A 21515-nucleotide genomic window follows, 5' to 3' on the forward strand; every position below is an offset into this window, starting at 1 on the left:
GCGAGCCGCACGCCCCGCGCCCGCCGCGCGGCGACCCGGGGCCTGGCCTCGACAGCGCTGGCCGCCCTGGCCACCAAGGCCCTCGGCCCGCGCCCGGTCCGCCGGCCCCGGCCGGCCCTGGCCCCGTACCCGCTGCTGCGCAGGCTGCGGCCGGTCACCACCTCGTTCCCCTCCGGCCGCGCGGCGCGGGCCGCCGCCTTCGCGGCCGGTGTCGCCCTGGAGTCCCCGGCCTGGGGCGCGGTCACCGCCCCGGTGGCCGGCTCGGTCGCCCTCGCGCGCGTCCGTGACCGTGCCCACTTCCCGAGCGAGGTCGTCGCGGGCGCTGCCCTGGGCGTGGGCGCCGCGTTCGCCCTGCGCGCCCTGGTGCCGACGCGGGGGCAGACCATCCCGCCGGCCCACCCCCGTGCCGAGGTCCCGGCGCTGCTGGAGGGTGACGGGCTCGTGCTCGTGGCGAACACCGCCTCGGGAACCGCCGAGCGGGCCCGGGCGCTCCGGGACGCCCTGCCGCGGGCCGAGGTCGTCGAGTGCGCACCGCACGAGGTGCCAGCCGAGCTGGAGAAGGCCGCCGCCCGCGCCCGGGTCCTCGGGGTGTGCGGCGGCGACGGCACGGTGAACACCGCGGCCCGTGTCGCGCTCCGCTGCGGTGTCCCCCTCGCCGTCCTGCCCGGCGGCACCCTCAACCACTTCGCCCACGACCTGGGCGTGGAGGACGTGCGCGATCTCGCCCGTGCGCTGCGTCAGGGGGACGCCGTGCGCGTGGACGTGGGGCGGTTCTCCTGCGGGGACCGCCACGGCGTCTTCCTCAACACGTGCAGTGTCGGCGTGTATCCGGAGCTCGTGCGGGAGCGGGAGCGCTTCTCGCACCGGATCGGCGGCTGGCCGGCCGGGGTGCTGGCGGCCCTGCGCGTGCTGCGGGCCGACCGGCATCCGCTGGCGGCCGAGTTCCGGGGGCGCACGCGTCCCCTGTGGCTGCTGTTCGCCGGCAACGGCACGTATCACCGCATGGGGCTGGCGCCCGGGCGCCGGGTGGACCTGGCCGACGGGCAGCTCGACGTGCGGGTCGTGCACGGGGGCCGCCGGCCGGCGGTGCGGCTGCTGGCGGCGGCGCTCGCCGGACCCCTGACCCGGTCCCCCGCCCACGCGGCCGTGCAGGTGGGGCGGCTGCGTCTGGACCACGTGGCGCCCGGCACGCTCCTCGCCTACGACGGCGAGGTGACCGAGGTGGAGGGCCGGGTGACGCTGGAGAAGCTGCCCGAGGCGCTGACGGTCTACCGCCCCATCACCGGGTACTGACGACCTGTCAGACCGCATAGCGAGATGCCGGTCTCATCATTCGGCCGAACTGCGTACGGTGGCCCCATGCCGACCGGAACGGAAGGGGTGGGGTCCGCCATGCCGGAACCTCGGGAGACCGCCGTCTACACGCACAGGCACCATGAATCGGTGCTGCGCTCGCACACCTGGCGGACCGCCGCAAACTCGGCCGCGTACCTGCTGCCTTCGCTCGAGCCGCACATGAGGATCCTGGACGTCGGCTGCGGACCGGGCACCATCACCGCCGACCTGGCGGAGCGCGTGCCCGACGGGCACGTCACCGGGGTCGACCGGGCGCCGGGGATCCTGGAGCAGGCCCGCGCGACGGCGGCGGGCCGGGGTCTGGCCAACGTGGACTTCGCGGTCGCCGACGTGCACGCCCTGGACTACCCGGACGACACCTTCTGCGTGGTCCACGCCCACCAGGTGCTCCAGCACGTCGGCGACCCGGTGCGCGCGCTGCGGGAGATGAAGAGGGTCACCAGGCCAGGCGGGTTCGTCGCCGTGCGGGACGCCGACTACGAGGCGATGACCTGGTACCCGGCCTCTGAGGGTCTCGACGCCTGGCTGGACCTGTACCGCCGGGTCGCCCGCGGCAACGGCGGTGAGCCGGACGCGGGGCGACGGCTGCGGGCCTGGGCGCTGCGGGCCGGGTTCACGGACATCACGGCCGGCTCCGGCACCTGGACCTTCGCCACCCCCGAGGAGCGGGCCTGGTGGAGCGGTCTGTGGGCCGACCGCACGCTGGCGTCGGCGTACGCGGAGCGGGCCGTGGAGGGCGGGCACGCGAGCGAGGACGAGCTGCGGGACGTCGCCGCGGCCTGGCGGGAGTGGGGTACGCGGGAGGACGGCTGGTTCAGCGTCCTGCACGGCGAGATCCTCTGCCGCAAGCACTGAGCCGGTCCCGGAGCCGAGCCCGGGTGGGTGCCGGAGCCGGGCCGGATCACTGCCGGACGCGAACCGGGCCACTGCCGACCGCGAACCGGGTCACTCCCGGACCCGGGCCCGGGTCGGTGCCCGAGCCGGGCCGGGTCAGTCCCGGGGCAGCAGCGGGCCGAGCGGGCCGAGGTCCAGATTGAGGTCCTCGGGCCGCAGCCCGTAGCGGTCGCGCAGCTCCGCCATCCGCTCCTCCAGCAGCATGAGCGTGAGCCCGATCCGCTCCTCCTGGTCCTCGCTCAGGTCCCCCACGTCGAACCGGCGCAGCGCCTGGCGCTCCATGAGCTGGCGCAGCAACTCCACCACCGTCAGCACGAGTTTGATGAGGTCGCGCTCGACGGTGTCCGGCTCCAGCTCGACCCTGCGGCGGGGGCGGTCGGGCTCACCGGGGCCCGGCCGGGGCTCGGGGGAGGTCACAGCAACTCCTCGAACGGTGAGGGCACCTGGGCGTTCACCGAGCTGATCAGCGCGTTGAGGTCGATGCGGACGAGGTCGACGTCGGCGATCCGCAGCGTGATGTCCCCCGTGATGACGACGCCGCCGGCGAGCAGCCGGTCGAGCAGGTCCACGAGGGCCACCTCACGGCGTTCCACTACGGTCACGGCTTCTCCCCGTCGCTCATGTGTCCTCCCCGGCGAACGAATAGGCGGCCCAGGGGCCGGTGAGTTCGACGCGCAGTCCGGGCGCTTCGTCCTTCGTGCGGTCGACCATCTCCACGAACTCCTCGGAGTGCGTGCGCGGTACGAGATAGGCGGCGTTGAGCACGTTCCGCCCGGACGCCTTGGACAGCGCCGGATTCTGCGGCGGGTGCAGCCGGGAGTCCTCCGCGAACGCGGAGAGCCTCTCGTGCAGCCGGGTGGAGAACGCCTCGGCCTTCTGCCACATCTCCTCGTGCGACCGCGTCTGCATGCGCCGCTGCCGCAGGTAGTCCCGGCCCGAGGCGGGCTTCTCCGCCGGGCGGGCGCTCTCCTGGGGGCCGGACTCGGCGTAGACCTTGACGCCCCACTCGACCCGGCCCTCCAGCCGGTCGAGGGTGCGGTGGAAGTCCTCCTCGCGGGCCTCCATCATCGACCGGACGCCGCTGTCGTCCAGGAAGACGGTGCCGAGCCGCAGCGGCAGCGGGGTCGTGACGGTGGTGAGCGCGTCGATCACGCCCTGGTGGGCGCGGGCGGTGGCGGTGAGCCAGTCCAGGTCCTCCAGATGGGCCCGGAGCGCCTCCTCGGCGAAGTCCCGCTCCGGTACGTGACTCACCACGGCCACCAGGCCGCGGTGAGTCAGCGCTCGGGGCGGATCGCCCGCCACCCCCGTCAACTGGGCCTGGAGCGGGGTACTGAAGGGGCGGCAGACGGCGTAGACGTACCGCAGTCCGGTCACGGTGCCTCCTTCTTCTCCGCACGGCCGGGCTCCAGTTCCTCCAGCCGGGCCAGCCTCTCGCGCAACTCGGCGTTCTCACGGGTCAGTTCGTCCCGACGGGCCCGCGAGCTGAGCGCCGGGTCGGTCTCCCACCAGTCGATGCCCATCTCCTTCGCCTTGTCGACGGAGGCCACGATCAGCCGCAGTTTGATCGTGAGGAGTTCGATGTCGAGCAGGTTGATGCGGATGTCGCCCGCGATCACGATGCCCTTGTCGAGCACCCGCTCCAGGATGTCGGCGAGGTTGGCGCCGCTTGCCTGGCCGTAGGGTTCGGGCATCCTGCTGGGCGTCGTCATCGCCGGCTCCCCGCCTCGACGTCCTGGTCCTCGTACTCGTCCTCCTCGTCCTCGTCGTACTCCGCCTCGGGCTCGTCCTCGGGCTCTTCCTCGTCCTCGTCGTACTCCGCCTCGGGCTCGTCCTCGGGCTCTTCCTCGTCCTCGTACTCGCCCTCGGGCGCCTCGTCTTCCTCCTCCTCGTCCTCGTACTCGCCCTCCGGCTCCTCGGTGTCCTCCTCGGTGTCCTCGTCGCGGGCCTCCGAGCCCTCCTGCGACTCCTCCGACTCGGACTCCTCCTCGGCCAGGGCGTCCTCGTGACTGGTGACGACCTCGCCGTCGCGGATCTCGCCGCGCCAGCCGTCCTCCGCCTCGCCCTTGATGGTGATGAAGCGGGCGAAGTTCTTCAGGTCGAGCCGCGCACGGCGGCCCTGGGCGCGCCAGATGTTGCCGGTCTTCTCGAAGAAGCCGGACGGGTAGTACTCGATGACCAGCAGGACGCGGGTGAGGTTGTCCGCGAGCCGGTGGAAGGAGACGACGCCCTTGGTGGTGCCCTTGGCGCCCTCCGACGTCCACGAGATGCGGCCGTCGGGCACCTGCTCGGTCGTCTTCGCCTTCCAGCTGCGGTTGGACCACCAGATCTTCGCCTGCCAGTCGGTGTGGGTGTCGTCGTCGCGGCTCGCGCTCTTGACGCCCTTGGCGAAGGTGCTGAAGTCCTGGTACTGCGTCCACTGGTCGTAGGCGGTGCGCAGCGGCACGCCGACGTCGATGTGCTCGATGATGACCGTCGGCTTGTTGCCGGACCGGCCCTTGCCCTTCTTCTTGCCGCCGCCCAGGTTCTTGAAGGCGCCGGTGACCTTGTCCTTCAGGGCCGAGCCGCCGGTCTCCACCGCGGCCCGCAACGGGTTCTTGCCCTCGGCGAGCTTGCGGCCGCCCGACAGGGCGAGCTTGCCGAGGCCGGGGCTGTTGCCCTCGGCGATGTCGTTCAGCTTGCCGGTGGTCTCGCCGAGCTTGCGGCCCACGCCGGTCAGCATGCGGGTGGCCTGCGCGGCGAAGTACTCCTGCACCTCCGCCTTCAGCCGGTCGGCGGCCTCGCTGTGGGCCACGTCGGCCAGCGGGTTCTTCGACGCTCCGTTCGCGGCGGACTTCGCCGATCCGAGGGTGTCGGTCATTCCTCACCGCCTCCCTTCGGCTGCCGGGAGCGGCTGCCGCCGCCCCGGTTCCCCGCGGCCGTCTTTCTCGCGGCCGAGGTCTTCTTCGCCGCCGTCTTGCGGGCCGCCGCCGTCTTCTTCGCGGGGGCCTTCTTCGCGGCCTTCTTCGCCGGAGCCTTCTTGGCGGGAGCCTTCTCGGCCTCCGGCTCCTCGTCCTCCTCGCGGCCGGAGTCCTCGGGCTCCTCGCCCTCGGGCTCCTCGTCCTCGTCGTCGTAGGCGTCGTCCGCGTCCTCGTCGCGGCGGCCGGACCCCCCGCCGTTCAGTTGCTCGCGCATCTGGGCGGTGCGGCCGTGCAGCCGGTCGGCGAGCGCGTCGAGCTGGCGCTCGACCAGGGCGCCGGAGGCGGCCTTGCCGACCCCCTGCAGCTCGCCCCGCAGCTGGTCGCCGATCTCCTTGAACTGCGGGTTGTTCTTCAGCTGCTGCTGGACCAGGTCCGCGACCATGCGCGGACTCAGGTTCAGCTTCTTGCCGGCCACCAGTCCGCCGACGGCGACTGCCATCTTGAGTTTCTTGGTCCGCCCCAGGAGGTATCCGGCCCCTATGGCGAGACCCAGTCCCATTCGGTTCATCGTGTCGTCCCGTTGCCTGTTCCCGCGCTCCCGCGCGAAGCGGTCTCCAACCGGTCGAGGAGTTCGTCCTCCTGCCGGTCGAACTCCTCCTCCGTGATCTCCCCGGCCTCCAGCTGCTCCTCCAGGCGGGCCAGTTCGGCCCGGATCGTGGCGGGGTCGTAGTAGATGCGCTCGGCCTCCTGGACGACCTGCTTGATGGCCCAGGCGCTGCCGCGCACCGGTGCGAACGGCAGCAGCAGCACCTCAGAGATCAGGCCCACGTCGTCACCCCGCTCCGGTGTCCGTGCCACCCGCGGCGGTGCCGGCCGGCTCGGCCGGGCCGGGCTCGACGAAGCTGTACGGCGGCAGCGGGCCGTTGACCCGCACCTCCAGGTGCGGCATGTCCTTGCGCACCTGCTCGACCGCGGCCAGGAAGGACTCGGCCGACTCCCGGTCCACCAGGTACGACACGTTGGCCAGCCAGCCGGTGGACTCGGGGCCCACGCTGACGTCGTCGGCGGCCCCCTCCAGGGCGCGCTGCAGGGCGGCGCCGTCGTCGGCCTCCTTGGCCTTGACCGCGGCGGCGACCATCTCGCCGAGCCGGATCTTGTCGTCGTAACTCCCGCCGCCCGCCTGGCGGTTGGCCTCAGCCAGGCTCCGGATGTCGGGGCTCTCGGCCATCACCTGGTGCAGGACGGCCTCTTCGACATGGTTGGCCTTGATGTTGTACTCGACCCGGTTGTCCAGGGCCTGCAGCCGCTCCTTGTAGTGCTCGGCGCGCTCGGCGAGCACCGCCGTGATGGAGTTGTCGTCCGGGGCGACGCTGCCGAACCTCATCGGCAGCACGCAGCCGGCCGCACCGGCCTCGCTGAGCACGTTCTGGTGGGCGAGCAGGTCCTTGCGCTTGGGCCGCAGGTTTTCGGGCGCCTCACTGACGACGGCGGCCAGGTCGCCCTCGCGCAGGATGCGCACCGGGCGGGGCGGGTCGCCGACGCCACCCATGCCCTCCGGAAGCGCGGGGTGGGAACTCGCCGCGATGCCGTAGACGTAGGTGCTCACTCCTGCTCCTCCTTCCGGCGTGCCGACGTCTTGCGGGCACGCGGACGCGACTCGGTCTCACTCTCGCTCCGACCCTGCTTGAAGGCGTCGGAGATGGTCTCGGCGGCGCCGGACAGCGCCCCCTTGGACTTGCCGCGTGCGCCGGACTCGGTCATCTCCCCGACCAGGTCGGGCAGGCCGGGGTCCTTGCGCGGCCCGGCCTCCAGGTCGAGCCGGTTGCACGCCTCGGCGAAGCGCAGATAGGTGTCGACGCTGGCGACGACGACCCGGACGTCGATCTTGAGGATTTCGATGCCCACCAGGGAGACACGAACGAACGCGTCGATCACGAGCCCCCTGTCCAGAACGAGTTCGAGCACGTCGTAGAGACCGCTGCTGCCGCCTCCGCCGCCGGTCTGCTGTGCCGGTACGACAGTCATGCCGGGTGTTCCTCCTCGTGTAGGGATACGGGTGGTCCGGCCGGGCGGCCTAGCGGCCGCCGGACCTGCGCGCGTCCGAACGACCGCGTTCGTAGCGGCGGACCCGCCGGTAGCCCGTGAGCTGCCCGTCGCTGTCGAGCTCCACCTGGTAGCTCGCCATCAGGCTCATCGTGTCGGGCACGCGCTCGAGTTCGAGGACCTCGACCTCCAGCGCCCAGCCTTCCTCCGTCTGCTCGAAGGACGACACGGACTCGGCTTCCATGCCGGTGAGCTCCGCGAGCTGGCCGCGCGCCTGGCGCAGCACCTCCATCGGGCTCGGCCGCTTCCGGGCCGTCTCGTGGTCGTTCGAAGATCGCGAGTTCCGGGAGTCCTGTGACTCCTGCGACTCCTGTGAACTCTGTGAGTCTTGCGTGTTTTTTGTGTTCGACATGGCCACCTCCCCCTCCGTGTGGCCGCAAGCGTGTTCGCCAAACCTCTACGGACGCGTGCATCTGCCACCGTCCGGTTTTCGGGGCGGGCGGGCTCAGCCGCGCAGCGCGTTCAGCCGCCGCCGGGCCGGACCGAGCGCCCGGCCCCGGGCGAGCAGGCCCGACCAGGGATCGGTGCGGGCCTGCTCGACCGCGTCGGCGACGGTATAGCGGCGGGCGTTCAGCTCGGGATCGTCCAGTTGCTCCCAGGTGATCGGGGTGGCCACGGGTGCCCCCGGCCGGGGCCGGACGGTGAAGGGCGCGACGGCGGTCTGCGCGTAGGCGTTGCGCTGGATGTCGAGGTAGAGCCGCTCGCCGCGCTCCTTCTTGCGGGCGGCGGTGGTGAGCCGGTCGGGGTGGGCGTCGGCGAGGGTGTCGGCGACGTCCCGGGCGAAGGCGCGCACCTCGTCGAAGTCGTGCCGGCCGTTCAGCGGCACGATCACGTGCAGCCCGCGCGAGCCGGTGGTCATCAGCGCCGACGGCAGCTCCAGCTCGTCGAGCAGTTCCCCGAGCAGGCCGGCCGCCTCCCGCACGGCCTCGAAGTCGTCGCCTGCCGGATCGAGGTCGAAGACCATCCGGTCGGGGTGGTCGGGGCTGTCGGCGCGGGACAGCCAGCGGTGCAGGGTGATGCTCGCCTGGTCGGCCAGGTAGAGCAGGGTGGCGGTGTCGTCGCACACGGCGTGGCGGACGGTTCCGCCCTCCTTGGCCAGCTCGACGCGCCTGATCCACTCCGGGTAGTGCTCGGGGGTGTTCTTCTGCATGAAACGGGGCCCGTCGATGCCGTCCGGGTGCCGTTCCAGCATCAGGGGCCGGCCGCGCAGGTGCGGCAGCATGAAGGGCGCCACGGCCCGGTGGTAGTCGATCAGGTCGCCCTTGGTGTACTCCTTGGCGTCGCCGCCGCCGGGGAAGAGCACCTTGTCCGGCCGGTGCACCTCCACCGTGCGGCGGCCCGCCCGCACGGCGCGCGTGCCGTCGCCGCTCACGGCACGACCGCCTCCTCCACCAGCAGCCGTCCGGCCGCCGCGATGGACTCCGCGTCGATGCCGGCGGCGTGCAGCTGCTCCTCCGGGGACGCCGAGCCGGGCATGGTCCGCACGGCCAGCCGCACCAGCCGCGGCACGGGCCGGCCGTCGGTGAACGCGTCGAGGACGGCGTCGCCGATGCCGCCCTCCGGGTGGTGGTCCTCCACGGTCACCAGGCAGCCGGTCTCCTCGGCGGCCCGGCGCAGGGTGGCGCGGTCGACGGGCTTAACCGAGTACAGGTCGATCACCCGCGCGCGGATGCCCTGCTCCTCCAGCGCGTCGGCGGCGGCCAGGGCCTCGTGCACGGTGACGCCCGCGGCGACCAGCGTCAGCCGGTCCTCGCCGGAGGAGCGCAGCACCTTGCTGCCGCCGACCGGGAACTCCTCGTCCGGGCCGTAGATCACCGGGCTCTCGCCGCGGGAGGTGCGCAGGTAGCGGATGCCCTCCAGGCCGGCCATGGCGCCGACGAGCCGCGCGGTCTGGTTGGCGTCGCACGGGTACAGCACGGTCGAGCCGTGCACGGCCCGCATCATGGCCAGGTCCTCCAGACCCATCTGGCTGGGCCCGTCCTGGCCGATCGCGACACCGGCGTGCGAGCCGACGAGGTTGATGCCGGAGCCGCTGACGGAGGCCATCCTGATGAAGTCGTACGCCCGGGTCAGGAAGGCCGCGAAGGTGGCGGCGTACGGTACCCAGCCGCGGGAGGCGAGTCCGACCGCCGAGGCGACCAGCTGCTGCTCGGCGATGTAGCACTCGAAGTAGCGGTCGGGGTGCTCCTTGGCGAAGAACTCGGCGCGGGTGGAGTCACCGACCTCGCCGTCCAGGGCGACGATGTCGCCGCGGCCGGTGCCGAGCGCGGCGAGCGCCTCGCCGAAGGCGTTGCGGGTGGCGACCTCCTCGCCCTTGTCCCAGCGCGGGAGCTCGATGTCCCCGGTGTGGACGGAGTGCAGCATGCGCGTGGCGGGCGGCTCCTGCACGTGGATGCGCAGGTCGCGGGAGCCGCCGAGTTCGGCGATCGCCTCGTCGGCCTCGGGCAGCGGCTTGCCGTGCAGGCCCTCGCGGTCCTGGACGGCCTCGACGCCCTTGCCCTTGAGGGTGCGGGCGAGGATCGCGGTGGGCTGGCCCTTGGTGGAGGCGGCCTCGCCGTAGGCGCGGTCGATGGCGTCCACGTCGTGGCCGTCGATCTCGACGGTGTGCCAGTCGAAGGCCTGGAAGCGGCGGGCGTAGGCGTCCAGGTCGTGGCCGTGCCGGGTCGGGCCGCGCTGGCCGAGCCGGTTGACGTCGACGATCACGGTGAGGTTGTCCAGGTGCTCGTGGCCGGCGTGCTCGGCGGCCTCCCACACGGAGCCCTCGGCCAGTTCGCTGTCGCCGCACAGCACCCAGGTGCGGTGGTCGGTGCGGTCCAGGCGCTTGCCCGCCAGGGCGATGCCGACGCCGACGGGCAGGCCCTGCCCGAGCGAGCCGGTGGCCGTCTCGACCCAGGGCAGGCGCTGCGGGGTGGGGTGCCCTTCGAGGCGGCTGCCGAGCTTGCGGAAGGTGAGCAGTTCCTCGTCGTCGATGACGCCGGCCGCCTTGTACGCGGCGTACATCAGCGGGGAGGCGTGGCCCTTGGACAGCACGAAGCGGTCGTTGCCCGGGTGGGCCGGGCGGTCGAAGTCGTAGCGGAAGTGGTGGGCGAGCAGCACGGCCATCAGGTCGGCGGCGGACATCGAGGACGTCGGGTGCCCGGAGCCCGCCGCGGCGGCGGCGCGGACGCTGTCCACGCGCAGCTGCTGTCCGAGGTCGGTGAGTTCACCGGTGTTCATGAGTCTCCTTTCGCAGAGTCAGTCGTCCGGGACGTCGGTTCGCTTGACGGGCCCGGGAGAGGTGCCGGGCCCCGGGGGCGGCTGATCGTCGGGCGGCGCCGGCCCGGACACGTCCCGGCCCCCGCCGACCCCACCACCCGACTGCTCCTCGACGGGCTCACCACCCGGCTGATTCTTGGCCGGCTCACCACCCGGCTGATTCTTGGCCGGCTCACCACCCGGCTGACTCTTGGCCGGCTCACCACCCGGCTGGTTCCGCGCGGGTTCGCCACCCGGCTGGTTCCGCGCCGGCTCACCACCCGGCTGACTCTTGGCCGGCTCACCACCCGGCTGGTTCCGCGCGGGTTCGCCACCCGGCTGGTTCTTCACCGGCTCACCGCCGGGGTGAGGCTTCGCCGGGTCGCTGCCGGGGCCGGCGGTCGTCGCTCCCCCGTGCGGGCGGCCCTTCGCCGTGTCCGACTCGGAGGGGCGCAGCACCGCGGAGGCGGAGCCGGGGTGGTCGCCGGGCGCTCCGTCGTCCGGGCGGCCCTTCGCCGTGTCGGACTCGAAGCGGCGCAGCACCGCCGGCCCGGACCCGGACCCGGGCCGGGGTCCGGCCGCGGCGGGTCCGGGCCGCCCCTTCGCGGGCTCGTCACCGGCCCGGGCCCCCTCGGACCCCGCGCCGGTTCCCCCGCCGTGCGTGTCGGCCTCGATCGCCGCCCCCGGCCCCGACCGCGCGCTCGTCTCCTGCCGCTGCCCGGGCCCGCCCGGCACCCGGGCGACCTCGGGCGACGACGTGTCCAGCGGCACGGACCAGGACCGTACGAGCCCCAACTGCACGGCCTGGCGCGGCAGTACCGCGTCCAGCAGCCAGTCGGCGGCGACCCGCACCCGGTTGCCGGGCATGGCGGCGAGGTGGTAGCCGCGCGTCACCGCGCCCGCCGGCACGCCGGAGAGGGTCACGCCGAGCGGATTGGCCGCGGCCTTCGCACCGCCCAGGTCGACCACGAAGCCCAGGTCGCGATGGCGGTACGGCTTGCGCGTCCCGCCCAGCCCCAGGGACGCGGCGACGTTCCCGGCCGCGATCCTGCCCTGCCGCCAGGCGTGCTGCGCGGTCATCGGCGTGTAGGCGCCGGGTTTCTCCAGATCGGGCACGGCGGCCACGTCGCCGCACGAGAACACCTCCGGCCGCCCGGGCACCTGCAGCTGCGGGTCGACGAGCAGCCGTCCCTTCTCCATCGGCAGCCCGAGGGACTCCACCAGCGGGTCGGGCCGCACGCCCACGCACCACACCAGGGTCCGCGTGTCGACGAACTCGCCGTCGGTCAGCAGGACCCCGTCGTGCGTGGCCTCCTTCACGGAGGTGCCCATCCGCACGTCCACGCCCCGCTGCCGCAGCACCCGGTCGGCGGTGGCGGACAGCTTCGGGTCCATCTCGGGCAGCACCCGCAGCGCCACGTCCAGCAGCATCCAGCGCGGCCGCATGCCCCGCCGCAGCGGGTGCCTGCGGACCTGCGCGTCGGTGAACATCTGCCCGTGCGCGGCGACCTCGGTGCCGGTGTATCCCGCTCCGACCACGACGAAGGTGCAGCGCGCGGCGCACGTCTTCGGGTCGTCGGCGGCGGCCGCGAGCTCCACCTGCCGGGTCACGTGGTCGCGCAGGTACAGCGCCTCGGGCAGGCCGCGGAAGCCGTGTGCGTGCTCGGCGACGCCGGGGATCGGCAGCAGCTTGTTGACGCTGCCCGCGGCCAGCACCAGCCGGTCGTAGGCGAGCGTGCCCTCCTCGCCCTCGGGACCCGTGTAGTGCACGGTGCGCTCGTCCAGGTCGATCCGGTCGGCCCCGCCCAGCACCAGCCGTACGCGCGGCAGCGTGTCGGAGAGGGAGACCGTCACCCGGCGCGGCTCCAGAATGCCCGCGGCGACCTGGGGCAGCAGGGGCAGATAGAGGAAGTAGTCGGTCGGGTTCAGCAGGGTGATGTGGGCCCGGCCCCGGGTGAGCCGGGACAGTGTGCGGGCCGTGCGGTATCCGGCGAAACCGGCACCGACGATCACGATGCGGGGTCGACTCACGGTTGACTCGCCTCCGGCGCTGTTCGCGTACCTCGGGAGCCTTCCGCGTCCCCCTGGCCAGGGCACCCAAACGTCCGCCCGCCCCGGCGCGGCCGGTTTCCGGCCGCCCGCCCGGGTACCCGGTGCGGGATACGGACCGCCGACGTCGCGGAGGCACTCCCTCATGCCCGAGTACGGATATTTCCTCTCCTGCGAGCAGTACGGACCCGCGGAGCTGATCGAGCAGGCGCGGATGGCCGAGCAGGCCGGTTTCCAGGCGCTGTGGATCTCCGACCACTACCACCCGTGGAACGACGAGCAGGGCCAGAGCCCGTTCGTGTGGTCCGTGATCGGCGCGCTGTCCGAGGCGGTGTCCCTGCCGGTCGAGACGGCGGTGACCTGCCCGACCGTGCGCATGCACCCGGCGGTGGTGGCGCAGGCCGCGGCGACCAGCGCGGTGATGACGAACAACCGCTTCCGGCTCGGCGTCGGCTCGGGCGAGGCCCTCAACGAGCACATCCTGGGCGACCACTGGCCGCCGGCCCACGTCCGGCTGGACATGCTGGAGGAGGCGATCCAGGTGATGCGCCGCCTGTTCACGGGCGAGGAGGTCAATCACCACGGCCCGCACTACACGGTCGAGAACGCCCGTCTGTACACGGTCCCGGACGTGCCGATCCCGATCGACATCTCCGGCTTCGGCCCGGCGGCGACCGCGCTCGCGTCCCGCGTCGGCGACGGCTACATCACGGTCATGCCGGACGAGACGATGGTGGAGCAGTACCGCAAGGGCGGGGGCGGCGGAAAGCTGGTCAGCGGCGGCACCAAGGTCTGCTACGGCACCGACAAGGAGGAGGCCGTGCGCACCGTCCACCGGCTCTGGGCGAACGAGCAGCTGCCGGGCGAGCTGGGCCAGGTGCTGCCCTCGCCCAAGCACTTCGAGCAGGCGCAGCAGCTGGTCACCGAGGACATGGTGCGCGAGAACCGGGTGTGCGGCGACGACGTGGACGAGCACGTGGCGGAGCTGAAGCAGTTCGCCGACGCCGGCTTCGACCGGGTCTACGTCAACCAGATCGGCCCGGACCTGCGCGGCTTCTTCGACTTCTACCGCACGAAGGTGCTGCCGCAGCTGCCGTGAGCGGAAATGGTGAGGTGGCGCGGGAGCAGGTCGCCTACAGTCACCGGCATGTCTCTTCGTCTGCGTCTGCGTGCCGCCCTGCCGGAGGCGATCCGGTCCCGTGACAAGGCCGCGGTGAGTGCCCTGCGGGGCACGCTGGCCGCGCTGGACAACGCCGAGGCGGTCCCGCTGGACGAGGACTCCCCGCGCGCGGGGGCGCTGGAGGCCTCTCCGGCCGGCGCCGGCGCCACCGAGGCGGCCCGGCGTGAACTCGGCGAGCGTGAGGTGCTCGACGTGGTGCGTGCCGAGGCCGACGAGCGGCTGGAGGCGGCAGCCCGGCTGACCGCGCCCGCGCACGCCGCCCGCGCGGAACGCCTCCGGGCGGAGGCACGGGTGCTGCTGCGGTTCCTGGACACGGACGAGGAACCCCAGCCGACCGCGAAGCACGGTTAGTCAGCGCCGGCCCGGCCCGGTTGCGCGATCAGCGGCGGTCCGGTCCAGTCCGGTCGCGCGGCCGGCGGCGGACCAGCTCGGTCGCGCTCAGCGGCGGACCTGCCCGGTCAGTCTGCGGGTCGCCAGGACCCCGGCTCCGGCCGTGAGGGCCGCGCCCAGCCATCCTCGGTTACGGGACAGCCACTGCTGCGGGCCGCCGCCCTTGGCCTCGTCGTCGAAGCGCCCGTGCGCGCCGTAGTCCCTGCCGCGCGGCCCGTCGGCGGGCTCCCAGAGGTTCGCCGGCCCGTCGGGCGCGCCCCGGTCCTGCTGGGCGTCGACGTTGGTGCGTGCCAGGTAGCGGTCCAGCAGCCCGGGCGCGACCGCGTTGGCGATGAGCGTGGCGGCCGTGGAGCCGCCCACCCCGTACTCCCGGCGCCGGGCGTGCGACGCCGCGTGCACGATGGCCCGGGCCGCGACCTCCGGCTGGTACACGGGCGCGACCGGCCGGGCCCGCCCGGGCATGCGGTTCAGCACCCAGTCGAACTGCGGGGTGTTGACGCCCGGCAGTTGCACCATGGTCGTACGCACCCCGCTGCCCGCGTGCAGCAGTTCGCAGCGCAGGGACTCGTTGAACCCCTGGATCGCGTGCTTGGCCCGCAGTACGCCGCCTCCAGCGGGATGCCCTGGTAGGCGAGCGTGGAGCCGACCTGCACGATCGTGCCGCGGTCGCGCGGCAGCATGTGGCGCAGGGCGGCGCGGGTGCCGTTCACGAAGCCCAGGTACGTCACCTCGGTGACGCGCCGGAACTCCTCCGGAGTGACCTCCGTGAAGGGCGCGAACACCCCCGTGAAGGCGTTGTCGACCCACACGTCGACGGGCCCGAGCGTGTCCTCGACCTGTCGGGCGGCGTCCTCCACGGCCCGGGCGTCGGAGACGTCCACGCTCACGACGAGCGCCTCGCCCCCGGCGCGCCGTACGTCGTCCGCCGCCGCGGCGAGTCCCTCACGCCCGCGGGCGAGCAGGGCGACCTTGTCGCCCCGGGCGGCGAAGGCCCGGGCCGTGGCCCGTCCGACGCCGCCGGTGGCTCCCGTCACGACGACCACGCGGCGGCCGTTGCGGGACGGTCCCGTCGTGCGCACCGGGCATCACGCCCGGTGGTGCGGGACGTCCGGGTCGTCGGCCGGGCGCGGGGGCACGGTGCCCGGGGCGGTCCCGGCGGGGCTGCCCGCGACGGGCGGGGCCGGCGGGATCGGCGGGACGGGCATGCCCCCGGCGGTCCGGTCCGCTCCGCCGTGGCCCGGGGCGGCGCCCGCCGCATGGCCGCCCGGCCGGGAGGGCCTGGCCATGCCGCGCAGCACGTAGGCCAGGACACCCAGGATCACGGCGGTGATCAGCGCGGCGGCCCAGTCGGGCAGGCCGAGGGCGAGGGCCAGTCCCACGGCGAGCGCGAGGGCCGCGCCCGCGTACAGGGCGAGGGCGCCCGACGCGGCGTACAGCGCCGCCTTGCGGCGCTGCTTGCGCGTCTGCTCGCGCAGCTCGTCCCGTACGGTCTCGCGCGCCACCTGCGCCAGCTCGTCGACCAGATGCTTGTCCAGATGCTCCAGGTGATCCAACGGCTTCATGCCCGGTCGGGTACCCTCGCCCCCCGGCCGGTAACTAGGCTCGTGCGCATGGAGATTCTGGGTGCCACACTGCGCGTCTGCGTCGACGACCTCGAGACGGCGATCCCCTTCTACGAGCGGCTGGCGGGCGGCACCGCCCAGCGCTTCGAACGGGGCGGTGTCCAGGTGGCGGCGATCGGCTGCTTCCTGCTGATGAGCGGTCCGCCGGCCGAGCTGGAGCTGCTGCGCAAGGTGGCGGCGACGATCGCCGTGACGGATGTGGAGGAGACCCACAAGGTGCTCACCGAGCTGGGCGCGCACGTCGTCGCGGGCCCGATCGCCTCCCCGGCGGGCCGCAATCTGATCGCCCTGCACCCCGACGGCTCGGTCTACGAGTACGTGGACCGCCGGGCGTGACGCGGGCGGGGCCGGCTCAGCGCCGTCCCGGCCGTTCGGTCATCTCGGCGGTGATCGCCCAGCGTTCGTGGTCGCGCCAGGCCCCGTCGACGAAGAGCATCTTCGGCGAGAAGCCCTCCAGGCGGAATCCGCAGCCGCGGGCCAGGGCGATCGACGCGGCGTTGCGGGGCTGGACGTTGATCTCCAGCCGGTGCAGCCGCAGGGGGCCGAACGCGTACCCCACGACGAGGTTCAGTCCTTCGCGCATCAGTCCGCGTCCGGCGGCGTGCGCGAAGGCGCCGTAGCCGAGGGCCCCGGACCGGAAGCCGCCCTCGACGATGTTGTTGATGTTGATGAACCCGGCGATGGCGCCGTCGCCTTTCTCGCAGACCAGGAAGCCGGCCCGGGTGGGGTCCTCGCTCAGCCGGCGCGCGTACGCGGAGTACGCCGGGGCGGTGAGGGGCGGGAAGAGCCAGGGGCGGTGCAGGTCCTCGCTCTCCCGGGCCCGGGCGGTGAACTCGGCGCCGTCGTCGAGGGTGAAGTGCCGGATGCCCACCCGGGGGCCTTCGGCGAGGTAGGGGGATGCGGTGGGGGACACCCCGCCACAGTAACCTCGCGGGCCCGGTCGCTCAGGGGCCGGCCACGGGCAGCCGCAGCATCCCGGTGTGGCCCGGCCCGCTGACGACGGTCACCGGCTTGATGCCGCGGTTGCCGAAGTAGGCGTCGTCGCTCGCCGCGATCACGAACCGCAGCCGGTGCCCGGTGTCGTAGCGGTGCACGATGCCGGGCAGCGTGACGGTGAAGCTCCTGGTCACGTCGGGCACCCGGACGGGTGCGACCAGGCGGCGCACCAGGGTGCGGGTGCCGTCGGGGGCGATGTCGTAGACCTTGGCGAACAGGACGAGCCGGTCGGCCGCGTCGCCGGAGTGCTGGGTGCGCTCGGCCTTCGGGGAGACGACCCTGAGTGTGGCGCGGGGCGCGCCGACGACGTCCAGGGGCCGCTTCAGCGGGGCGCTGGTCCAGGCGAGGTGGGTGCCCTTGGCGTCGCGCGGCGGCGAGTCCGGCATCCCGAGCAGCCCGGCCAGGGAGCTCTCCGAATGGCTCGTCGGGATCGCCCAGTTGGTGTAGGTGCGGCGGCCCGGTGTCACCTGGGCGGGGTGGTCGACGAGCCGGCCGTCGCCGGAGAGGTACAGGGTGCGGCCGAGGGCGGGCAGGCGGTCGGCGCCGGCGTAGGTGCGGTCCGGGTCGGCGATCCAGTCGCGGTGGTAGGCGAAGGCCGGCCCTGTGTCGGTGTGGCCCTGCTTGCGCAGATGCCGGTCGAACCAGGAGAGGATCCGGCGGCCGACGTAGCTGGTCTCCAGGTTGCCCTTCGACAGGTCGAGCTCGGCGGCGGCCGCGGGGCCGGAGATGCCGCCGCTGTGCCCCCAGGACTGCCAGATCATCTTCACGGGCGTGCCCTGTGCCTTGAGCGTCCGGTACGTCGCCGTCGCCTCGTTGAGGTTGAACAGCGTGTCGGCCTGTCCCTGGATGAGCAGGGTGGGCGCCTTGACGCGGTGCAGGTACGACACGGGCGAGACGCGGCGTGCGAAGGCGAGGAGCTCGGCGGTGCGGTCGGCGGGGTAGCGGCCGGAGTTGAGGGTGTGGACGGTCCGGCAGGCCTCGGTGACGAAGTGCAGGCAGGCCAGGGAGTTGACGCGGGACGGGTCGAGGCTGGGCCGGAGCAGCGGCTGGCCCTCGCCGATGAGGTAGAAGCCGTTGGTCCACTGCCATTTGAAGGCGCCGGGGACGCCGGAGGCGCCGACGGCGTTGTTCGGGTCGAGCGCGTACGCCAGGTCGTTCCAGGTGATCATCGGGACGAGCGCGTCGAGGCGGTGGTCGACGGCGGCCGTCGCCAGTTGCACGGCACCGCCGTAGGAGCCGCCGATCATGCCGACCCGGGGGTCGCCGGGGGCGTCGCGCGTGACGAAGTCGGCGGTGGTGCCGTCGTCGGCGGCGCGTTTCCCGCCGAGGAAGTCGACGAGTTGCGAGGCCGCGGCGCCGTCGATGTCCGGGTCGTCGAGGGAGACGAGGCAGCCGCTGCGGCCGAAGCCGAGCCCCGAGTAGACGAGCGAGACGTATCCGCGCTGGGCGAAGGCCTTGCCGATGGTGTCGGTCGAACCGTCGGACTTGCTGCCGCCGAAGCCGTTCGTGCCCAGCACGGCGGGCGCCGGGTGGTCCCGGTCGACGCCCGCCGGGCGGTACAGGTCGGCGTCGACCGCGCAGGAGCGCCCGCCAGCCTGGACGGTGAACGTCAGCGGGGTGACGGTGTAGGTGCCGGCCGCCGCCGCGGGCGAGGTGAGGGCGAGCGGGACGGCCAGGGCGGCGCCCAGGGCGAGTGCGAGGGGTGCGCGGAACCTGGGAAGGCGTCGGGACACACGGACCTCCACGATGAGGACAACGGCAGGACTGATCCGGATGACCCGGCGAAGCTGGATACCGACCAGTAGGTACCGGCCGGTAGCCATGGTGTGACACGTGTCAGGAGGCGTCAATCACCGAAACGAGGGTTTCTTGACAGGTTTTCAGCAGCTGTCCCGCTCAGCCGAGGGCCGGTTCGTCGAGCGTCAATGTGCCCGCTCCGGCGTCGAGTTCGGCCGGGACACCGAAGGGCATGGTCAGCGCGCCGTCGCCGTGCCCGAACCCGAACTCCTCCGCGACCGGCACGCCGAGGCCGCCCAGCCGGTCGGCGAAGACCGCGCGCAGGTCCTCGTACGGACCGCAGGCCGCCCAGGAGCCGAGCAGGATCCCGGCGACCCCGTCCAGCCAGCCCGCGCGCAGAAGTTGGGTCAGACACCGGTCCAGTCGGTAGGGGCTCTCGCCGACGTCCTCCATGAGCAGCAGTCCGCCCCGGGCTCCGGCGTGGGCGTGCGGGGTGCCGAGGTCGCTCGCGAGGAGGCTCAGACAGCCGCCCAGCGTGACGCCCCGGGCCCGCCCGGGCACCAGAGCACCCCCGCCCGGGGGCACGGCGGTGAGGGTCCGCACGGCCTCCGGCGCGAACAGGGTGGCCCGCAAGTGCTCCTGGGCCCGGGCCTGCTTGAGGAAGTCGACACCGGCGACCGCGGGCCCGTACAGGGTGACCAGGCCCAGGCGGGTGGCGAAGGCCTGGTGCAGGACGGTGATGTCGCTGAAGCCGGCGAACACCTTCGGGCCCGCGGCCCGCATCGCGTCCCAGTCGAGGAGGTCGACCATGCGCTGCGCGCCGTAGCCGCCCCGGGCGCACAGCACCGCGGAGACCGACGGGTCGCACCAGGCGTCCTGCAGATCGGCGGCCCGCTGCCCGTCCGTGGCGGACAGGTAGGCCAACGTCCCGTGCCGGCCCGGCACATGGGGCGCCACGACGGGGTCGAGGTCCCAGCCGCGCAGGACGTCGAGCCCGGCCTGCAGCCGCTCCTCGGGCACCGGGCCGCTCGGTGCGACGACGGCCACGCGGGCGCCGGGTGCGAGCCGGGGCGGCCGGACGAGGGGTTTCACTTGGTGAGCTCCAGGGTGGGGACGCCGAGCGGGTTCAGCCGGAACACCTGGGCGTACAGGGACAGTTCGGCCTCCAGGGCGCGCACCATGGTCTCCGCCCTGCGGAAGCCGTGTCCCTCCCCCTCGAAGGCGAGATAGGCGTGCGGCACCTTCCGGCCTGCCAGCCGGGCCAGGAACCGCTCGCACTGGACCGGCGGGCAGATCACGTCGTCCAGGCCCTGGAGCAGCAGGAACGGCACGCGCAGCCGGTCGGCGTGGGCGGCGGGCGAGCGCTCGGCGTACCGGGCGGGCACCTCGGCGAGCGGGCCGATCAGGCTCTCCAGGTACAGCGACTCGAAGTCGTGGGTCTCCCCCGTGCCCCAGCCGGCGAGGTCGAGGATGGGGTACTTGATGGTGCCGCAGGCGTACACGTCGGTCGTGGTGAGCGAGGCGGCCGCGGTCCAGCCGCCCGCGCTGCCGCCCCGCACGGCGAGCCGGCCGCGGTCGGCGGTGCCCTCGTCGGCGAGGGCCAGCGCGACGGCGGCGCAGTCCTCGACGTCGACCACGCCCCACTGCTCGCGCAGCCGCTCGCGGTAGGCGCGGCCGTAGCCGGTGGAGCCGCCGTAGTTGACCTCGGCGACGCCGATGCCGCGCGAGGTGAAGTAGGCGATCTCCAGGTCGAGCACGAGGGGGGCGCGGCCGGTGGGCCCGCCGTGCGCCCAGACGACGTACGGCGGCAGTTCGTCGCCGGGCGCGACGCAGGCGGGGTGGTGCGGCGGGTAGATGTGGGCGTGGATGTCGCGCCCGTCCGGGCCGGTGAAGGTGCGGATCTGCGGCTCGGGGTAGAAGGCGGGGTCCACGGCGTCGTCGTGCTCGGCGCCGACGACCCGGGCGTGGCCGGTGCGCGTGTCCAGTTCCACGACCTCGTAGGCGCTGCGCGGGCTGGCGCCGACGGCGACGACCCGTTCGCCGTGGGCCGCGAGCGTGGGCGCGAACTCGGTCCAGGGCCCGGCCGCGTCGACGACCTCGCCCGTCTCGGGGTCGAGGACGCCGAGGGCGGTGGCGCCCCGGCCGTGCACGACGGCGACCAGGCCGCTCGCCAGGGGCGTGAACCATCTCGACCCCAGCTTCCACAGCGCGTCGGCGAACTCCTCCTCGCGCGGGCACACCGGCTGCCCGTCGAGGTAGAGGTTCCACCAGCCGGTGCGGTCGCCGGCGTGCAGCAGGCGGTTGTCGTGCGTCCAGTCGGCCTGGGCGATCGCCTCCCCGGGCCCGCCGGCCACGGTGCGGGCGCCGCGCAGGGTGCCGTCGGGCCCGACGTCGGCGAGGACCAGTTCGGTGCCGTCCCAGGGCATGCGGGGATGGTCCCAGGCGAGCCAGGCCGCCCGCCGTCCGTCGGGCGAGAGCCGCGGTCCGGTCACGAACCGGTGCCGGTCGTCGGTGAGTTCGCGCACGGCGCCCCGGTCCTGCGCGGCGGATCCGTCCAGCGGCACGGCGGCCAGGACGCGGCGCACATCGGTGGGCCCGTCGCCGGTGAACTCCTCCAGCACGCACCACACCTCGCCGAGCTCCGGCCGCAGCAGCGGCTCCGCCCAGCGCAGACCGGCGCCCACCGGGGAGACGGGCGTGAGGGGGCTCGGTTCACCGCCCGGCCGCAAGCGGTACAGCCGCTGGTCGGCGAAGTCCACGAACACCACCAGCGGGCCGTCGTCGCCCGGGAGGGCCGCCCAGGGGTGTCCGCCGTACTCGATGACGCGGCTGCGCACGTTCCACGGCGACGGCAGCAGCGGCTCCTCCCGGCCGTCGGCGTGCCGCCGCACCAGGGTGCGCCGGCCGCCCTCGGCGGGGCGCGGTTCGGTCCACCACACCTCGTCCCCGACGAAGCCCACGTACTCCGGGTGCCCGTCGTGCGCGGCGGCCAGGGCCGCGTCGATGGGCGAGGGCCAGGCCCCGTACGCCAGCGTCCGCACCGTCTCCCCCACTCGG

Annotated in this window: 23 protein-coding genes and 1 pseudogene; 5 read left to right on the top strand and 19 right to left on the bottom strand. The window is 73.7% G+C overall.

The genetic code is table 11. From position 1 onward, the window contains the following. Together CHR28_RS25250 and CHR28_RS25255 are read left to right on the top strand one after the other, a co-directional pair. Positions 1-1293, top strand: a 1293-nt coding sequence (locus tag CHR28_RS25250) for a diacylglycerol/lipid kinase family protein (protein ID WP_107473138.1), incomplete at its 5' end; no start/stop codon positions are given. A gap of 99 nt (positions 1294-1392) precedes the next feature. Next, a complete protein-coding gene (locus CHR28_RS25255) occupies positions 1393-2211 on the top strand; it encodes a methyltransferase domain-containing protein (RefSeq protein ID WP_094055981.1) in 819 nt (272 codons plus the stop codon). A gap of 135 nt (positions 2212-2346) precedes the next feature. On the opposite strand, the gene CHR28_RS25260 is transcribed toward CHR28_RS25255, so the two are convergent. The 13 genes from CHR28_RS25260 to CHR28_RS25320 form a co-directional block, all read right to left on the bottom strand. Then, entirely contained in the window at positions 2347-2667 is a 321-nt protein-coding gene (locus CHR28_RS25260; RefSeq protein ID WP_094055982.1) for a gas vesicle protein K, read from the bottom strand. Next, positions 2664-2852 carry a gas vesicle protein gene (locus CHR28_RS25265; protein WP_003994122.1) on the bottom strand — a complete coding sequence of 63 codons (189 nt, stop codon included), beginning with the start codon at positions 2850-2852 and terminating at the stop codon, positions 2664-2666. Before CHR28_RS25265 ends, CHR28_RS25260 begins: the two co-directional genes overlap by 4 nt. Before the next feature lie 16 nt (positions 2853-2868). Then, a complete protein-coding gene (locus tag CHR28_RS25270) occupies positions 2869-3624 on the bottom strand; it encodes a GvpL/GvpF family gas vesicle protein (protein ID WP_094055983.1) in 756 nt (251 codons plus the stop codon). Beyond that, entirely contained in the window at positions 3621-3959 is a 339-nt protein-coding gene (locus CHR28_RS25275; RefSeq protein WP_094055984.1) for a gas vesicle protein, read from the bottom strand. Before CHR28_RS25275 ends, CHR28_RS25270 begins: the two co-directional genes overlap by 4 nt. After that, positions 3956-5107, bottom strand: coding sequence for an SRPBCC family protein (locus tag CHR28_RS25280; protein WP_094055985.1), 1152 nt, complete (start codon positions 5105-5107; stop codon positions 3956-3958). The genes CHR28_RS25275 and CHR28_RS25280 overlap by 4 nt, the downstream gene beginning before the upstream one ends. Further along, on the bottom strand, positions 5104-5715 hold the full coding sequence (locus CHR28_RS37860; RefSeq protein ID WP_094055986.1) for a DNA primase: 612 nt from the start codon (positions 5713-5715) through the stop codon (positions 5104-5106). Before CHR28_RS37860 ends, CHR28_RS25280 begins: the two co-directional genes overlap by 4 nt. Then, complete coding sequence (locus CHR28_RS25290; RefSeq protein ID WP_094055987.1) at positions 5712-5975, bottom strand: gas vesicle protein GvpG; 264 nt, start codon at positions 5973-5975, stop codon at positions 5712-5714. Before CHR28_RS25290 ends, CHR28_RS37860 begins: the two co-directional genes overlap by 4 nt. Before the next feature lie 4 nt (positions 5976-5979). Further along, complete coding sequence (locus tag CHR28_RS25295) at positions 5980-6753, bottom strand: GvpL/GvpF family gas vesicle protein (protein ID WP_094055988.1); 774 nt, start codon at positions 6751-6753, stop codon at positions 5980-5982. Next, positions 6750-7172 carry a gas vesicle structural protein GvpA gene (locus tag CHR28_RS25300; RefSeq protein ID WP_094055989.1) on the bottom strand — a complete coding sequence of 141 codons (423 nt, stop codon included), beginning with the start codon at positions 7170-7172 and terminating at the stop codon, positions 6750-6752. Before CHR28_RS25300 ends, CHR28_RS25295 begins: the two co-directional genes overlap by 4 nt. 49 nt (positions 7173-7221) lie before the next feature. Continuing rightward, a complete protein-coding gene (locus CHR28_RS25305; RefSeq protein WP_094056088.1) occupies positions 7222-7602 on the bottom strand; it encodes a gas vesicle protein GvpO in 381 nt (126 codons plus the stop codon). Between the two features lie 93 nt (positions 7603-7695). After that, positions 7696-8622: a non-homologous end-joining DNA ligase gene (gene ligD / locus CHR28_RS25310; RefSeq protein ID WP_094055990.1), complete on the bottom strand. Its 927-nt coding sequence runs from the start codon at positions 8620-8622 to the stop codon at positions 7696-7698. Continuing rightward, complete coding sequence (locus tag CHR28_RS25315) at positions 8619-10466, bottom strand: transketolase (RefSeq protein ID WP_094055991.1); 1848 nt, start codon at positions 10464-10466, stop codon at positions 8619-8621. The genes ligD and CHR28_RS25315 overlap by 4 nt, the downstream gene beginning before the upstream one ends. Positions 10467-10484: 18 nt before the next feature. After that, on the bottom strand, positions 10485-12515 hold the full coding sequence (locus CHR28_RS25320; RefSeq protein WP_094055992.1) for an FAD-dependent oxidoreductase: 2031 nt from the start codon (positions 12513-12515) through the stop codon (positions 10485-10487). A gap of 163 nt (positions 12516-12678) precedes the next feature. Here CHR28_RS25320 and CHR28_RS25325 point away from each other — a divergent pair, with 163 nt between their 5' ends. Together CHR28_RS25325 and CHR28_RS25330 are read left to right on the top strand one after the other, a co-directional pair. Next, on the top strand, positions 12679-13632 hold the full coding sequence (locus tag CHR28_RS25325) for an LLM class F420-dependent oxidoreductase (RefSeq protein WP_094055993.1): 954 nt from the start codon (positions 12679-12681) through the stop codon (positions 13630-13632). A gap of 90 nt (positions 13633-13722) precedes the next feature. Beyond that, positions 13723-14064 carry a hypothetical protein gene (locus CHR28_RS25330; protein ID WP_094056089.1) on the top strand — a complete coding sequence of 114 codons (342 nt, stop codon included), beginning with the start codon at positions 13723-13725 and terminating at the stop codon, positions 14062-14064. An 87-nt stretch (positions 14065-14151) separates the two neighbouring features. Here CHR28_RS25330 and CHR28_RS25335 read toward each other — a convergent pair. Continuing rightward, positions 14152-15182: pseudogene (locus CHR28_RS25335) on the bottom strand (SDR family oxidoreductase). Between the two features lie 6 nt (positions 15183-15188). Next, entirely contained in the window at positions 15189-15665 is a 477-nt protein-coding gene (locus CHR28_RS25340) for a phage holin family protein (RefSeq protein WP_094055994.1), read from the bottom strand. Between the two features lie 48 nt (positions 15666-15713). On the opposite strand from CHR28_RS25340, the gene CHR28_RS25345 reads away from it, so the two are divergent. Further along, positions 15714-16061, top strand: a complete 348-nt coding sequence (locus CHR28_RS25345) for a VOC family protein (RefSeq protein ID WP_094055995.1) — start codon at positions 15714-15716, stop codon at positions 16059-16061. Positions 16062-16077: 16 nt separating this feature from the next. Here CHR28_RS25345 and CHR28_RS25350 read toward each other — a convergent pair whose 3' ends face one another. From CHR28_RS25350 to CHR28_RS25365, 4 genes are all read right to left on the bottom strand, one after another. Further along, positions 16078-16638 carry a GNAT family N-acetyltransferase gene (locus CHR28_RS25350; protein WP_094055996.1) on the bottom strand — a complete coding sequence of 187 codons (561 nt, stop codon included), beginning with the start codon at positions 16636-16638 and terminating at the stop codon, positions 16078-16080. A 31-nt stretch (positions 16639-16669) separates the two neighbouring features. After that, on the bottom strand, positions 16670-18454 hold the full coding sequence (locus CHR28_RS25355) for a CocE/NonD family hydrolase (RefSeq protein WP_256984395.1): 1785 nt from the start codon (positions 18452-18454) through the stop codon (positions 16670-16672). Between the two features lie 163 nt (positions 18455-18617). After that, the gene (locus CHR28_RS25360; RefSeq protein WP_094055998.1) at positions 18618-19550 is read right to left on the bottom strand and encodes a S66 peptidase family protein; all 933 of its coding nucleotides are present in this window, start codon (positions 19548-19550) and stop codon (positions 18618-18620) included. After that, on the bottom strand, positions 19547-21511 hold the full coding sequence (locus CHR28_RS25365; protein ID WP_094055999.1) for a prolyl oligopeptidase family serine peptidase: 1965 nt from the start codon (positions 21509-21511) through the stop codon (positions 19547-19549). The genes CHR28_RS25360 and CHR28_RS25365 overlap by 4 nt, the downstream gene beginning before the upstream one ends. Positions 21512-21515 lie beyond the last annotated feature (4 nt).

This window comes from Streptomyces sp. XY006 (assembly GCF_002237655.1).
In the GTDB taxonomy this organism is placed as follows: Bacteria; Actinomycetota; Actinomycetes; order Streptomycetales; family Streptomycetaceae; genus Streptomyces; species Streptomyces levis.